This window comes from Actinomyces sp. S4-C9 (assembly GCF_000758775.1).
In the GTDB taxonomy this organism is placed as follows: Bacteria; Actinomycetota; Actinomycetes; order Actinomycetales; family Actinomycetaceae; genus Gleimia; species Gleimia europaea.
This window is the reverse complement of record NZ_JRMU01000004.1, coordinates 125,396-139,867: the sequence shown is the minus strand read 5'-3', so window position 1 is coordinate 139,867 and position 14,472 is coordinate 125,396. Positions and strand designations below refer to the sequence as shown.

The 14,472-nt window shown below is 58.4% G+C and carries 13 protein-coding genes; 8 read left to right on the top strand and 5 right to left on the bottom strand.

Features of this window, described 5'->3' with window-relative positions; genetic code table 11:
• Nucleotides 1–61: 61 nt before the first annotated feature.
• From HMPREF1628_RS02255 to purM, 8 genes are read left to right on the top strand one after another with little or no spacing between them, the layout of a single operon-like run.
• Nucleotides 62–2,974, top strand: coding sequence for a Na+/H+ antiporter subunit A (locus tag HMPREF1628_RS02255; RefSeq protein ID WP_232219355.1), 2,913 nt, complete (start codon nucleotides 62–64; stop codon nucleotides 2,972–2,974).
• Nucleotides 2,971–3,471 (top strand): Na(+)/H(+) antiporter subunit C, encoded by a 501-nt coding sequence (locus tag HMPREF1628_RS02250; RefSeq protein ID WP_034507279.1) that lies wholly within the window; start codon nucleotides 2,971–2,973, stop codon nucleotides 3,469–3,471. Before HMPREF1628_RS02255 ends, HMPREF1628_RS02250 begins: the two co-directional genes overlap by 4 nt.
• Nucleotides 3,468–5,375, top strand: a complete 1,908-nt coding sequence (locus HMPREF1628_RS02245; RefSeq protein ID WP_034507278.1) for a Na+/H+ antiporter subunit D — start codon at nucleotides 3,468–3,470, stop codon at nucleotides 5,373–5,375. The genes HMPREF1628_RS02250 and HMPREF1628_RS02245 overlap by 4 nt, the downstream gene beginning before the upstream one ends.
• Nucleotides 5,368–5,910 carry a Na+/H+ antiporter subunit E gene (locus HMPREF1628_RS02240; protein ID WP_084703157.1) on the top strand — a complete coding sequence of 181 codons (543 nt, stop codon included), beginning with the start codon at nucleotides 5,368–5,370 and terminating at the stop codon, nucleotides 5,908–5,910. Before HMPREF1628_RS02245 ends, HMPREF1628_RS02240 begins: the two co-directional genes overlap by 8 nt.
• Nucleotides 5,907–6,386 carry a monovalent cation/H+ antiporter complex subunit F gene (locus tag HMPREF1628_RS08595; RefSeq protein WP_052038778.1) on the top strand — a complete coding sequence of 160 codons (480 nt, stop codon included), beginning with the start codon at nucleotides 5,907–5,909 and terminating at the stop codon, nucleotides 6,384–6,386. Before HMPREF1628_RS02240 ends, HMPREF1628_RS08595 begins: the two co-directional genes overlap by 4 nt.
• Entirely contained in the window at nucleotides 6,379–6,822 is a 444-nt protein-coding gene (mnhG, locus tag HMPREF1628_RS02230; RefSeq protein WP_052038777.1) for a monovalent cation/H(+) antiporter subunit G, read from the top strand. The genes HMPREF1628_RS08595 and mnhG overlap by 8 nt, the downstream gene beginning before the upstream one ends.
• 37 nt (nucleotides 6,823–6,859) lie before the next feature.
• Nucleotides 6,860–8,368 carry an amidophosphoribosyltransferase gene (purF, locus tag HMPREF1628_RS02225; RefSeq protein WP_052038776.1) on the top strand — a complete coding sequence of 503 codons (1,509 nt, stop codon included), beginning with the start codon at nucleotides 6,860–6,862 and terminating at the stop codon, nucleotides 8,366–8,368.
• Between the two features lie 7 nt (nucleotides 8,369–8,375).
• The gene (purM, locus tag HMPREF1628_RS02220; RefSeq protein WP_034507277.1) at nucleotides 8,376–9,485 is read left to right on the top strand and encodes a phosphoribosylformylglycinamidine cyclo-ligase; all 1,110 of its coding nucleotides are present in this window, start codon (nucleotides 8,376–8,378) and stop codon (nucleotides 9,483–9,485) included.
• Nucleotides 9,486–9,579: 94 nt separating this feature from the next.
• Here purM and HMPREF1628_RS02215 read toward each other — a convergent pair whose 3' ends face one another.
• From HMPREF1628_RS02215 to HMPREF1628_RS08590, 5 genes are all read right to left on the bottom strand, one after another.
• Complete coding sequence (locus HMPREF1628_RS02215) at nucleotides 9,580–9,771, bottom strand: DUF3073 domain-containing protein (RefSeq protein WP_034507276.1); 192 nt, start codon at nucleotides 9,769–9,771, stop codon at nucleotides 9,580–9,582.
• Nucleotides 9,772–9,950: 179 nt separating this feature from the next.
• Nucleotides 9,951–10,232 (bottom strand): DUF3618 domain-containing protein, encoded by a 282-nt coding sequence (locus tag HMPREF1628_RS09070; protein ID WP_034507275.1) that lies wholly within the window; start codon nucleotides 10,230–10,232, stop codon nucleotides 9,951–9,953.
• Nucleotides 10,229–10,669: a phage holin family protein gene (locus HMPREF1628_RS02205; RefSeq protein ID WP_034507273.1), complete on the bottom strand. Its 441-nt coding sequence runs from the start codon at nucleotides 10,667–10,669 to the stop codon at nucleotides 10,229–10,231. The genes HMPREF1628_RS09070 and HMPREF1628_RS02205 overlap by 4 nt, the downstream gene beginning before the upstream one ends.
• A gap of 141 nt (nucleotides 10,670–10,810) precedes the next feature.
• Nucleotides 10,811–13,327, bottom strand: coding sequence for an ABC transporter permease (locus tag HMPREF1628_RS02200; RefSeq protein WP_034507272.1), 2,517 nt, complete (start codon nucleotides 13,325–13,327; stop codon nucleotides 10,811–10,813).
• Nucleotides 13,324–14,460, bottom strand: coding sequence for an ABC transporter ATP-binding protein (locus HMPREF1628_RS08590; RefSeq protein ID WP_198030384.1), 1,137 nt, complete (start codon nucleotides 14,458–14,460; stop codon nucleotides 13,324–13,326). Before HMPREF1628_RS08590 ends, HMPREF1628_RS02200 begins: the two co-directional genes overlap by 4 nt.
• Nucleotides 14,461–14,472: the final 12 nt, after the last annotated feature.

Here is a 14,472-nt window from a genome sequence, read left to right as displayed (position 1 = left end):
CCGTCTCAAAAATTCGTTAGTCTGATTCTGGCTGTAAGCCAGTTAGCCGCTTTCGTTGCGAGTGAGGACAGTTTTGGTCACGATTTTGCTTCTTCATGCGTTGGCGGCTTGTCTTGCCCCGTTGCTCGGGCGAAAGTTGGGGCGAAATGTCCTGTTCCTAACCGCTTTGGCGCCGCTTAGTGCGGTGGTGTGGGCGCTTTCGTACACGAGGGAGGTGTTCACTTCTCCTCCGCAGTTTGTGTGGAATTGGGTGGGCGAGCTCTCTTTGGCAGTGGTGTTCAGGCTGGATCCACTGTCGTGGTTGATGACGCTGATTGTGAGCGGCGTTGGCACGCTGGTGATGCTGTATGCGGCGCGTTATTTCAGTTCTAATGCGGCTAGTTTGGGCCGCTTTTCTGCGATTTTCACAGCGTTCGCGGCGGCGATGCTCGGCCTTGTGACGGCTGACCACTTGCTTATTATTTATTTATTTTGGGAACTGACCACGGTATTTTCTTACCTGCTGATCGGTCACCATTTTGATAATCGTCCCGCTCGTGCGGCTGCCCGCCAATCTATTCAAGTCACCGGCTTTGGCGGCCTCGCGATGTTTGCCGGTTTTGTGATGGTGGCAGAGGCCCCGGGTGGCTCTTACGCGGTTCACGTGCTGGTAGAAAATGCTCGCACTGGTGTGCTCGATGTCGGTTCGGCACAGGTGATTGTGGCTGCCTTGCTGATCATTTTGGGTGCGAGCACCAAGTCGGCATTGGTGCCGCATCATTTTTGGCTCCCGGGCGCGATGGCAGCCCCCACGCCTGTGTCTGCGTACTTGCACGCGGCTGCGATGGTGAAGGCCGGCGTGTATTTGATTGCGCGTTTGACGCCGGGCTTTACAAATGTGCCGGGCTGGTCCCCGATAATAGTGGCGCTCGGTCTTGCCACTATGCTCCTTGGCTCGTATCGCGCGTTGCGGCAGTTCGATCTGAAGCTGGTGCTGGCCTATGGCACGGTGTCTCAGCTGGGTTTGATGAGCGCGGCAATGGCTTACGGCACGGCCGCAACTTACGCGGCGGGCATTGCGATGTTGGTGGCGCACGCCGTATTTAAGTCGGCGTTGTTCATGAGCGTTGGTTTGGTAGAGAAGGCCACGGGCACGCGCGATTTGCGTGAGCTTAACTGTCTGTACAAGCATCAGCCGGTGCTGGCAACGTCCGCCGCGGTGCTCGCGCTTTCAATGGCTGGCGTGCCGCCTCTGCTGGGTTTCTTGGGTAAAGAGGCGTTTATTACCAGTTTGTTTGAGGGAACTGGTGCCGGCTGGGCTGCAAGCCTCGCGCCTCATTCGGCAGGAGCGAGCCTTGATGTTGCTGCCTTGGTGATTTTAACGCTCGGTTCGGTGCTTACTGTCGCGTACTCGTGGCGCTACTGGTGGGGCGCATTTGGACGCAAACGTATCAAGATTGAGATGGATAACTCGCAGCTACCCGCCCTCACGCTGATCCCGGTGGTGGGGCTGGCGGTGGCTTCCTTCGCCGCAATCCAGCCGGCGTGGCTCCAGACTTTGACGGAGTACATTACCGAGGGAGGAGTGGGCGAGCCACACATCGCGCTCTGGTCCGGGCCTGGGGCCGCACTGATAACGGCCGTGATTCTGGCCGGAGGTGTGTGGATGGCATGGCAACGTCCCCGCATTGCCCGTATTCAGAGGCGTCTGGCTCCTAAGCACCTGCATATTAGCGAAATCTACAGGTGGCTAATGTTGGAGTTGGAACACTTCGCGTCGCTCATCACCTCTTTGTTCCACCGCGGTTCTTTGCCGTGGGATATAACCACGATTTTCGCGGTATTCGCAGCGGCAGTTGGTTTTGGCCTGGTCGAGGTGGGCCAGTCCGAACTCAATCTGCGTTTATGGGATTCGGCTACGCAGGTCGGAATTGTGGCGCTCGCAGGTGTGGCTGCGTTTGTGGCGGCGAGGTCGCGTTCGCGTATTAACGCGGTGTTGGCGCTCGGCGTGGTGGGCACCGCGATTTCGCTGCTTTACATGACGTATGGCGCCCCGGATTTGGCGCTTACGCAGATGCTGGTCGAGGTTGTCTCCCTGGTTGTGTTCGTTCTGGTGTTGCGTTCCTTGCCGCAGAACTTCTCGGTGCGTTCGTTCGCGATTTCCCGTTGGGCTCGCATAGGTCTGGCCGGCGTTTTGGGAATCGTGGTCACGGGCGCAACTATCGTGGCTACTCAGGCCCGCGTTGCGGAGCCTATTTCTAACTTGATTCCTGCGGAAGCTTACTCGTTTGGTGCGGGTAAGAACGTGGTGAACGTGATCTTGGTGGACACGCGCGCGTGGGATACGGTTGGCGAGCTTTCGGTCCTGCTCGTGACCGCTACGGGTGTGGCGTCGATGATTTATCTGGTGCGTCGTAGCTCAACGCTGGAACGCGAGAGGCCTAAGACGCCCGGCGCGTGGTTGCCGGCAATTTCGATGCTGTCCGCGCGTTCGCGCTCGCTGCTTCTAGAGGTTGGCACGCGGGTTTTGTTCCCCACGATGCTGGTCGCATCCCTGTGGTTGCTCTGGGTGGGCCACAACAATCCGGGTGGCGGTTTTGCGGGCGGTGTCCTCGCAGGCATTGCGTTCACGTTGCGCTATATGGCAGGAGGCCGGTTCGAGCTGCGTGAGGCCAGCCGCGTGAATCCAGGTGCGCTGCTGGGCTTTGGTTTGTTCACTGCAACGGTTGGTGCGGTGATGCCGCTGGCATATGGGAACACGGTTTTGGAGTCTACGGAGATTGACCTCAGTTTCGGCGTGCTCGGCAATGTTCACTTCACGTCGGCACTGATTGTGGACGTGGGCGTGTACCTACTGGTTGTGGCGGTTGTTTTGGATTTGGTGACGGCCCTTGGTGGCCAGGTGGATAAGGATCGCGCGGAGACCGAGCAGGCGCAGGTGAAGAACAAGATGCCTGCGGGCGCGCTTAGCGACGTGAGGAGGGAGCCGAAGTGAGCACTCCTTCCCTGGTTGTGGTGATTCTTGCGGGCGTGCTGGTTGCGGTGGGCGCTTACCTGGTTATGGAGCGCACGCTAACGCGCATCCTGATTGGTTTGGCACTGATGGGCCACGGCGTGAACGTGCTGTTCCTCGCGGCGAGTGGCCGTTCAGCGCGTCCGGCTTTGCTTGGCGAGGACGTGGATCCAACGATCATGGCAGACCCGCTCCCGCAGGCGATGATGCTGACCGCGATTGTGATTGGCCTGGGTACTACTGCGTTTGGCATGGCGCTCGCGTACCGGTCGTGGCGTTTGTCTGGCCATGACGAGGTTGTTGATGACGTTGAGGATCGCCGGCTTGCGCGCAGGTTGGCGAAGGACCGCGTGGATGAGTACGGGGTAGATGAGGTTACCGGCGAGGAAGATCCGCATCGCTTCTACGATGCGGAGGCCGTAGAGGACTCCGCGCAGGCGTCTGAGAGCGGACCTAGCCGAGGGGAGGACGCCCGATGAACTGGATGCTCCCTATCCCCGTGTTGCTGCCGCTATTGGCGGCGGGCTTTGCCCTCGTGTTTGTGCGCCGCCCGAAGTTGCAGCAGCTGATTTCGCTGGTGACGCTGACAACGGTGCTGGTGGTTGGCATCATGCTAGCGGTAGCGGCAAACTCCGGTCCGGTGGTGCTCGACGTGGGTTCGTGGGCGGCGCCTGTGGGTATTACGCTGGTGGCAGACCGCTTGTCTTCGCTGATGCTCGTGGTTTCGCAGATCGTGACGCTCGCGGTGCTTGTGTATTCACTGGCGCAGAATCTTGCGGATGAAGATCCGGATGTGCCGGTTGCGATCTACCACCCCACGTATTTGATTTTGATTGCGGGCGTTTCAAACTCGTTTCTAACGGGTGATCTTTTCAACCTGTACGTGGGTTTTGAGATTCTTCTTGCCGCCTCCTTTGTGTTGATCACGATTGGTGGTACGCGAGGTCGTATTCGTGCGGGCACAGTGTACGTGGTGGTTTCGCTGGTTTCGTCGGTGCTGTTCCTGATTGGTATTGGCCTGACGTATGCGGCTACGGGCACGGCTAATATGGCGCAGCTTTCCACGAGGCTTCGCGAGATCGATCCAAGCGTTGCACTTACTATCCAGCTGGTTTTGCTGGTGGCGTTTGGGATTAAGGCGGCAGTGTTCCCGCTGGCCGCTTGGCTTCCCAATTCGTACCCGACGGCTCCAGCGCCGGTAACCGCGGTGTTTGCGGGCTTGCTAACCAAGGTGGGCATTTACGCGCTGATTCGTTTGCAGGTGTTGTTGTTCCCCGGCGAGGGCGTGTCGGTGCTCCTAATGGTCGTGGGTATAGCGACAATGATCGTCGGTATTTTGGGCGCGATCGCGCAGCACGATATGAGGCGTTTGCTGTCGTTTGTGTTGGTGTCTCACATTGGCTTCATGATTTGGGGCCTGGCTGTGGTGAACAAGGTGGGGCTTGCGGCGGCGATCTTCTACGCGGCTAACCACATTTTGGTTCAGACCACGCTGTTCTTGATTATCGGGTTGATTGAGCGTCACGAGGGCACCACGTCTTTGCGCGCTCTTGGGGGTCTGGCAAAAACTCATCCGATGCTTGCGATCATGTTCATGATTGCGGGGCTGAACCTAGTGGGCGTGCCTCCGTTTACGGGTTTCATTGGCAAGGTGGGGCTTGCGCAGTCGTCGGTGTTGCAGGGCCAGTGGGAGGGCTACGCGCTCCTCGCCGCCGGAATCATCACGTCGTTCCTGACACTGTATGCGCTTATTAAGGTGTGGAATTTCGCGTTTTGGCAGCCCAAGTCAGATACGCACGTGACAGATACGGATTTTGCTCAAGTGCGCGGAGCTAGGTATCAGAGGGCAACGCTACGGGCTGCCGAAGCCATCTCGCGGATTGCTGATTCAGATGACCGCATGCAGGTCCACTCTCGTACCCGAAGAGAGATGGAGGGGTCGGCTGTTACGCGCTTGATGTATGCCTCGGCGGCCTCGCTAATCTTGGTTATGTTTGCGATGACTGCGGGGGCGGGTCCGATCTACGCGTATGCTTCGAATGCTGCGCTTGATCAGATGGAGCGCTCCGCCTACTTGCACGCGGTATTGCAAGACGATGGCCGCGGGGCAGGTAAGTCGAAGTTCGCCGCCGCGGATGCGCCAAAGATTTTGCAAGATTATGCGAAGTCGGCGCAGGAGGATTTGATTCGGGACTACAGCCGTGACGGGCGCGAGCTGGAGCCAGAGAAGCGCCAGACCGGACAGGAGCTATGGCGTTACCAGTGGCATGCGCCGTTCATTTTTGACGAGGATAATGAGCACATTCAAAGCCATATTTTGGGTATGAAGTTGGCGCGGGATTATTCGGCCGCGTTCCCGAGGACGGGGCTGGCACATGAGTAGGGTGAAAGCTTTCGTATCGAGGCGGCTGTCGCTGTTTATGACGTTATGGTTGCTGGTCTTGTGGACGTTACTGTTCGCGAAGTTTGATCCGCTGGTGTTGCTGAGCGGCCTGCTGGTAGCGCTCTTCATCCAGCTGATTTTCCCGTTGCCGCGCTCGCGGTTCTTCGAGCATTTCCGGTTCCGTCAGGGTTTGATTCTTGCTGGCGTGTTCTTGGCGGACATGGTGAAGGCGGCTGTTCACGTTGCAAGCGTAGTTGTGACGGGTCGCGATTATGAGTGTGGGGTTGTGCGAATCGATTTGCGCAGTAGCGCGGATATTACGATGGCGGTTACCGCGGCGATGATCAATTTGGTGCCGGGCACAATCGTGGTTGAGTTGAAACGCCGCGAGGGCATCATTTACCTACACGTGTTCGATCTTGAGGCCCAGGGCGGCGTTGAAGGCGTGAGGGAGGCTTCTCTGGCGCAGGAGGAACGCGTGTTGAAGGCATTGGCTTCTGCGCAGACATTGGACACCGTGGGGGTGAAGCTGTGAGCACTTTGATAACGGTGATTTTGTTTGTTGCTCTGATGGCAATGATTGCAACCGCGTTTATGACTCTGGTGCGGCTGACATTGGGGCCGAGCATTATGGATCGGGCGGTTGCCTCGGATGTGCTTGCGGTGGCGGCTGCAGGAATAACGCTGGTGCTTGCGGTGCGAACGGATCGCACGGATGTGCTGGTGCTCGCCATCATGTTCTCGATGGTTGGATTCATGTATTCGGTAACGCTGGGACGTTTTTCGGAGCGCCCGCGCGATACTACGGACGCCGCTACTACGCCGGAGCAGTTGCGCGCGCAGGAGGCGCGTTTGATGCGTGAGGCGCAAAGCGAGCTACACGCGGAGGAGCGTGAGGCAATCAAGGCGGCCCGCGAGGCGCAGGCTTCGAAACAGTCGGCTAAGAGCATCGCCGATGCGGGCGAGCGCGCGAAGAAGGCATCGAAGAAGGCGAGTGAGAAGCATGATTAGTCTCGAGGCCGTGTGGGATCTGCTGGGCGCATTGCTTCTGCTCGGCGGTGCTTCGTTCATGTTTGTGAGTGGCGTGGGGTTGCTCCGTTTGCGCGATACGTATTCGCGTATGCACGCTTCGGCAAAAACTCAGTGGTTGGGCGTGTTCTTGATGACTGCGGGTGCGGCTGTGTCGATGCGTTCGTGGCAGTGGGTTGCGGCGGCGTTGTTGATTGTTGCGTTGCAGACGGTGTCGTCGCCGATCGGTTCGCAGTTGATGGCGCGCGCAACGTATCGCAATCAGGAGTTTGAGGCAGCTGACCTGGTGGTTGATGAGTTGCTGGTTGATAACGAGCAGGCGGAGGCAATCGCGATTAAGCACCCGCGTTCGCGCGATGGTTTTGCTAGGCCAAGGGATTATCCAGATTTGGATTCGTCCACAACTGAGGCCGGTTGAGTCCATTTTTTGAAGCGCCCCGCAACTCGTTTTATGAATGTGTAATGATGAGGGCGTGCGTGAAGATGAACTGCTGGATGCAGACGTTTCTGATTCGGATAAACCTAAAGATGAATGTGGCGTTTTTGGGGTGTGGGCGCCGGGCGAGGAAGTATCTCGCTTAACGTATTTCGGGTTGTACGCCCTCCAGCATAGGGGTCAGCAGTCGGCGGGTATTGCTGCTTCCGATGGTAAGAGCATCATGGTTTATAAGGACATGGGGCTCGTTTCGCAGGTGTTTAATGACGAGGCTCTTTCAACGCTTGAGGGGCATCTGGCTATCGGGCACGTGCGGTACGCAACGAAGGCGGCGGCTGAGTGGAGGCATTCGCAGCCGATGTTGGGGCCTACTGCTACGGGTTCGATTGCGCTTGGTAATAACGGAAACGTGACGAATGCGGCCCAGCTGCGCGATTTGGCAAGTAAGGTTTCGCATCGCCCGATTGACGATGATGCGACGGGCACGCAGATTATTACGGCGCTACTGGGTGGGTACGGCACTGAGAAGGGCTGTGAACAGCATTTGGGGGAGGGGCTACAAACTGAACGCGGTTCGCTGATTGAGGCAGCGAAGAACGTGTTGCCGCGTCTTCAGGGTGGTTTCTCGATGGTGTTTATGGATGAGCGCACGCTGTATGGCGCGCGTGATCCGCATGGTTTACGCCCGCTGGTTTTGGGCCGTTTGGATACGGGTTGGGTGCTTGCGTCCGAGACAGCTGCGCTCGACATTGTGGGCGCGTCGTTTATTCGCGAGGTGGAGCCGGGTGAACTGATCGCGATTGATTCGGACGGTATGCGCTCGTTTAAGTTCGGTAAGGCTACTCCGCACGGCTGCGTGTTTGAATACGTGTATATCGCTAGGCCGGATACGAGGATTGCGGGCAGATCCATTAGTTTGGCGCGTCAAGAGATGGGCGCGGCGCTGGCTCGTGAGCATCCTGTGGATGCCGATTATGTGATTGCAACGCCAGAGTCTGGCACGCCCGCAGCGATTGGCTACGCGCAACAGTCCGGTATCCCGTACGCGCAGGGTTTTGTGAAGAACAGTTACGTGGGCCGCACGTTTATTCAACCTACGCAGAGTTTGCGTCAGCGTGGTATTCGGCTCAAGTTGAATCCGTTACGCGACATTGTGCAGGGCAAACGCCTGGTTGTGGTGGATGATTCGATTGTGCGGGGCAATACGCAAAGGCAGATTGTGAGGATGCTTCGCGAGGCCGGGGCAAGCGAGATTCACGTGCGTATTTCATCGCCGCCGGTGGGTTGGCCGTGTTTCTTTGGCATTGATTTCCCAACGCGGGCGGAACTGATTTCTTCGGTTATGGACGTAGATGCGATTTGTGAGTGGATTGGCGCGGATTCCTTGGGGTATCTGTCGCTGGAAGACATGGTTGCCGCGTCGGGGCAGCCGGCCGATAGCTTGTGTTTGGCTTGTTTTAATGGACAGTATCCGGTGCCGGTTCCGCCGGGAACTCCGATTCCGGGTACACCTGGCGTGACTAAGTGAGGTTTTGATGGTTGATTACGCTGCTGCGGGTGTTGATATTGAGGCGGGTGACCGCGCGGTTGAGCTGATGAAGGCCGCTGTTGCAAAGTCGCATAATGCCACGGTGTTTGGTGAATCGGGTGGTTTCGCCGGGATGATCGACGCGTCGGCGTTGAAGGGGATGAAGAGGCCCCTGCTCGCCTCGTCTACGGACGGCGTTGGAACAAAGATCGCGATCGCGCAAGCAATGGGGATCCATGACACGATCGGTCAGGATCTTGTGGCGATGGTTGTGGATGACCTGGTGGTGATGGGTGCGAGGCCGTTGCTGATGACGGATTACATTGCAACGGGTCGTGTGGAGCCGCAGAAGATTGCAGATATCGTACGCGGGGTGGCGCAGGCTTGTGCGCAGGTGGATTGCCCCTTGATTGGTGGCGAGACCGCGGAGCATCCCGGCTTGATGGATCCTCAGGACTACGACATTGCGGGAGCCGCAACGGGCGTGGTTGATGCGGATGAGATGCTTGGCGCTCACCGCGTGACGGTTGGCGATGTCTTGATCGGTATTTCGTCTTCGGGATTGCATTCGAATGGCTACTCGCTGGTTCGCAAGATTGTGGCTGATTCTACGTGGAAGCTTGATCGGGAAGTGCCGGAGTTTGGCCGCACGCTCGGCGAGGAGCTTCTTGAGCCCACACGTTTGTACACCAAGCAGATGCTATCGATGATCGAGTCGCTTCCTCGCGGCGGGGTGAAGGCTTTGTCCCACATTACGGGTGGCGGTTTAGGCGCGAACATTTCGCGCGTTATCCCTACTGGTTTTATTGCGCGAGTGGATCGTTCATCTTGGGCCATGCCGCCGGTATTTTCAACGCTTTCTAAGCTGGGCGGAGTAAGTTGGGACGCGATGGAGCAGACGTTCAACTTGGGCGTTGGCATGGTCGCGATTGTGGATGAGGCCGCAGCTGATGAAGCGCTGGGATTCTTGATGGCTATTGGCGGCGAGCCGTGGGTGCTGGGCGAGGTCGAGCTCTCTTCATCCTCGCTGCGGGTAGCGGATTCGGATCGCTTGGTACAGGGCGCTAAGGGAGTGCAGGCGGGAGCGGCTCTGCTGACGGGAAGCTATCGACTCTAGAAACTGCCTGCTCACAGGTGGCTGAAGCATAACGAATCGGGAGGGCTGTTGCCCTCCCGATTTTCGTTTGACTATTTGTTTTGGGTTTTACGACTCATTTGTAGTTGTCGTAGTCATCCCAGTTGTCTTCGTCGGTTGCCGGGGGAATATCCCCGTACGGATCGTTCGATTCGCCTCGCTCAGCAGCGAGTTCACGCTGCAGAGCGTCAAAGTCGGTCTCGGGCGAAGTGTACTTTAGCTTCCGAGCCACCTTTGTTTGCTTGGCCTTCTGACGGCCGCGCCCCATTGGCGTCGACCCCCTCCACAGTGTCTTGCGGATTCCCGTGGGAATCCTGAGCGTCTAATGGTCTTTCAAGCGCCTATTCTAACGAAAATCGGACAGATTATCCTAACGTCTAGAAACGTCTTGGGGATTTTCTGCGGGTTTTCCGCGGTTGTTCGGCGTTTGGATTTCAAATAGTGGATCTATTTGCGCAGTTTCTTGAGTCCGGCGAGTAGGCCGAGCGCTACGCCAACCGATGCAAACTTGGCAAGTGCGCGCGGATCACCCTTGAGGGCAGCTTTGGCTTCATCTGCCGTATCTTGACCAAACTGAGCGGCTTTTTCGCCGGCACGCGTGGCAACAGCTTTGGCTTGTTCGCGCGGGTTTAGGCGGCTGCTGAGCTCGTTGACGGTGGACTGCATCGCAAGGCGTGTGCGCAGGATTTCAGCTTCGATCTCTTCGACGGTGCGAGGGGTTTCGCTCACTTTTTCAATCCCTTCTTTGCTGCGGCGACGTTTAGCTTCATGTTGTCGCCCGGGTTCGGCTTGTCTTCCAGGCCTTTCTTGAGGAGGAGGGCTCCAACTGCTGCCAGGATGATAACGATGAGCAGGAGGATGCCCGCGGTGATGAGGGCTGCAAGCCAGGGCGCTACAACGTTTGCGAAGCCAAGCTCGATGGTGCGGAAGATCCATCCGAGTAGGTAGAGGGCAAATACGCCCGCACCTGCAAGGAGGACGCCGCCAACGCCGGCTTTCTTGGCAAGCGTGGTTGCTTTGACCTTGGTTAGTTCGATCTCGCCGCGGATCAGGGTGGTGATCTGGTTGGACAGTTCGTTGACTAGCTGCCCGATGCTTGTGTTGGGGCGAGACTGCGTTGTCTCCACAATTACTGGCGTGGCCGGTTTGGACCTGTCGACTGCCATCTTGAACTCCTCGAGTGGGTCGGTTGTGTTGCGGCCTTGTTGGCTGCGAATACTTGTGCGCAGGGCACACTGCTCCTAGTTTGTCACGAAACGGTGTTGGTCGCTTGAAATAGCGGTGCTTTCTAGCTAAAACTCACATGCTCATTCGGAGGCGATAGATTCGAGAATTGGTGCACGTGCGGCGCGCCGGGCGGGGCCGACGGCGGCGAGGATCCCAATGATGATGGTTCCGGTGAGTAGCGCAAGCAGGGTTGCCCAGGGGACTGAGAGAACGGAGATGCCTACTTCTTTGGTGTAGGCGACCAGGCCGATGCCTGTGCCAAGCCCGATGAGGATGCCGATGATGGTGCCGTATAGGGAGGTGAGGATCGCTTCGGTGATGATCGTCCCGGCGATTTGGAGTTTGCTGGTGCCGATGGCTCGCATGAGTGCGATTTCGGTGGTGCGCTCGTTGACAGCCAGTCCGAGTGTGTTGATGATGCCGACGATTGCCACGACGATGGAGAGGCCTAGCAGGGCGTAGAGGATGGCAAGCACCGTGTTGATGGTGTTACCGATCTCGGAGACCAGGTCGGTTTTGGTGTATACGGCGATGGTGGGTTGGTCAGCGAGAGCCGCGCGAACATTTTCTTGCACTTCGTCTAGGGGCAGGTCGGTTTTGAAGACGGTGACGAAGGAACGCCCCAGTGCGGTCAGGCCCAGTTCCTCGAGTGTATCGGGTGAGATTAGGGAGGTCGTGGTGAGGATTGTGGAGTCGTGGATTCCGCCGATGGTTATGGTTTTTGGCCCAAGGTTGCCAAGGACGGTGAGCTCGTCGCCAACGGTTAGGCCCAGTGCTTGCGCGCTGTTCTTGGATAGCAGGATTTGGCCGCGGTTTATGTTAGAGAGGCCGCCGCTGGCCATGGGTACTTTGAAGTCTGTGGCGAGGCGGGTGGTGTCCACGGTGGTGAGCGCAAGGGGGAAGGTTTCGCCATCTACGGTGGTGGGCGCGAATGCGCTGGTGTAGGAGTCCCCTACGGATTTCACGCCCTTGGTGGCTCGGATTTTGGCGATGGCCTCATCGGTGATGGATTCTCCGGGGCTGATGGGGGTGATGGTGAGGTCGGCGTGTAGCTCGGATTGGATGGCTTCGGTGGTGGAAGCCTGCACGGACGATGCCAGTACGGTTCCAAGGGTTACGAGGCCCATGCCGATGATAAGGGCGCCGGCGGTGGCGCCGGTGCGTCGCGGGTTGCGAACGGCGTTCTTGGTGCCGATGCGCAGCGCTACGAGCCGGGTTTTGCGCAACGCGAGGGCAGGTAGGGTGAGGATCCCTTTGGCGAGGGCTGGCGAGGCAATGAGCGCGCCAATGACTACGGCCCCGGCGCCAAGTCCTAGGGAGGTGCCCGCCCAGTCAACGACCTGCTTCGCGCCAAGGTAGACGCCTACAGCTCCGCCTGTGATGAGTGCGCCGCCCATGAGAGCGCGCGGCCAAAGCGGTGCTTCACGCACGCCGGAGACTTCCCGCATGGCTTCTACTGGCGGGGTGTGCGCGGCGGCGCGGGCGGGAAGGATCGCTCCAACAAGGGTTACTGCGATGCCCACAATCAGCGCGGTAATGATGACGTCGCGGGGCAGCGCGGTGATAAGGGAGGTGACCATTCCGGCTTTGAGGAGACCGAATGATGCGAGGGCTAGTAGGCCGGTGCCGGCAGCGATTCCGAGCGCGGATCCAACGATCCCGATAACTAGGGCCTGGATGGCAACTTGGAGGAAGATTTGCAGGGGAGAGGCCCCAACGGCACGCAGGTAGGCAAACTCTTTTTGCCGAGCTTTAACGGCCATGTGGAAGGTGTTGGCGATGATGAATGTGGAGACGCCGAGGGCAAGAACAACGAATACGAGCAGGAAGGTGGTGACGAATCCAAGGGTGTCTTTGACATTGTCGGCGGCTTCCTCGATCGCGTCATCGCTGGACCTGACGGTGTAGTCCGCTCCAAGGTTGTTCTTGATGTCGCGAATGGCGGTGCCCAGGTCCGTGTCGGTTTCGGTTTGTACGGCGATGGCATTCACCAGCTCGGGCGTTTGACTGAGCGAACGCGCGGTCTCCTGGTCGAAAGCAATGATGTTGATGGGCGAGACTTCCGCGGCCAGGTGCACGATGCCTACGATTTGGGCGTGGTGCTTTTCGCCCCCGGCGATGTATTCGATCCGGTCGCCAGCGGCAAGGTCGTAGCGTTTCAAGGCGGCTGCTTCGAACGCGATTTCGTTTTCGCTGCGCGGTGTTTTGCCTTCAATCGTCCAGGGGGTGAAGCCGGTGAGCGCGCCGGTGGCAAGGGTGACGGTGCCTACGCCGGTGGCGGGTGATCCGTCTTGAAGCACGGTGATGGGACTCATGTACACGGGCTGGGCGTCTTTAACGCCGTTAATGCTTCGGATTGTGTCAGCCGCACCGACGTCGATTCGCGCGCGCTGGCTCGAGTCGTCGGAGATCGGGTTGCCTTCCACCTGAATGGTGCCGAATGTGGTGGAGGCAAAGGATTGCACAAAAGTGTCTTCGAGGCTGGTTCGCAGGGCGAGTGTGCCGGAGAGGAATGCAACGCCGAGCACCACTGACAAGATTGTCATGAGGAACCGGGTGGCGTGCGCCCAGACGTCGCGCAGGGCTATTTTGATCACGCCTGCTCCTTGCCGTTTTGCGCGTTGTTTTGTTCGGGTTTAACGCGTTTGACGATGGGGATTTGGCCGGTCAGTTCGAGGTCGTCCTCGGGAATGACGGATCCGGGAAGGTCATGCAGCAGCTTCTGCGCGCGGATAAGAAGGTCTTGCGTTTCGGCGTCGAGTTCACCGGTTGGAGCAATGCGCCGTAGCGCTTCATCGAGGGTTTCGCCGGGTTGGCGTTCGGCGTCTTGAAAGCTTTCGGATTTGGCGGGCGTGGTTTGATTTTCGAGGACCGCTTCGTGCTCGCCGGGCGCAGGCTCGGGCGCGGGGGTGGAATCCTCGCTCGGCACGGGGTACGCGCCAGGGTTGTCCTCGTCTTGCGGATCGGTTTCACGCAGGGTGTCGAGTTCGCGCAGGGCATCTAGAACGCTGCCAGGTGTGGGCTGGCGCAGTTCGGCAACGATGCGTCCGTCTACAAGAAAGAGGATGCGATCGGCGTGTGACGCGGCGGTTGGGTCGTGGGTGACCATGACGACGGTTTGCTCAAAGGCGTCCACGGCTTCACGCAGGAATTTGAGTACTTGAGTGGAAGATTTGGAGTCTAGGTTTCCGGTTGGTTCATCGGCGAACACAACGGTTGGTTCGGTAATGAGGGCGCGGGCACAGGCAACGCGCTGCTGTTGTCCACCAGACATTTCGGCGGGCCGGTGGGTCAGGCGGTCGCGCAGGCCAACGGCGTCAACGATGGTGTCGAAGCGTTCTTTGGAGACGGTCTTCTTGGCGATGTCTGCTGGCAGAGTGATGTTTTCTCGCGCAGTGAGTGTGGGGATGAGGTTGAAGGATTGGAAGATGAACCCTATTTGTTCGCGCCGTAGTTTGGTGAGTTTACGTTCGGACATGTTAGAGATCGTGTTGCCGTCCAGGGTTACGTCTCCGCTTGTGATGGAGTCGAGGCCGGCTAGGCAGTGCATGAGTGTGGATTTGCCTGATCCGGATGGGCCCATGATGGCGGTGAACTCGCCGCGTCCGATGGTGACGTCTACGGATTTGAGGGCGGTGACGGCGGCGTTGCCTTTGCCGTAGGTTTTGGTGAGGCCGCGGGCAATGATGGCGGGTTCGGTGGGTGTGGTTAGGGCTTGGAGTACACTCATGTGTCTATTGTC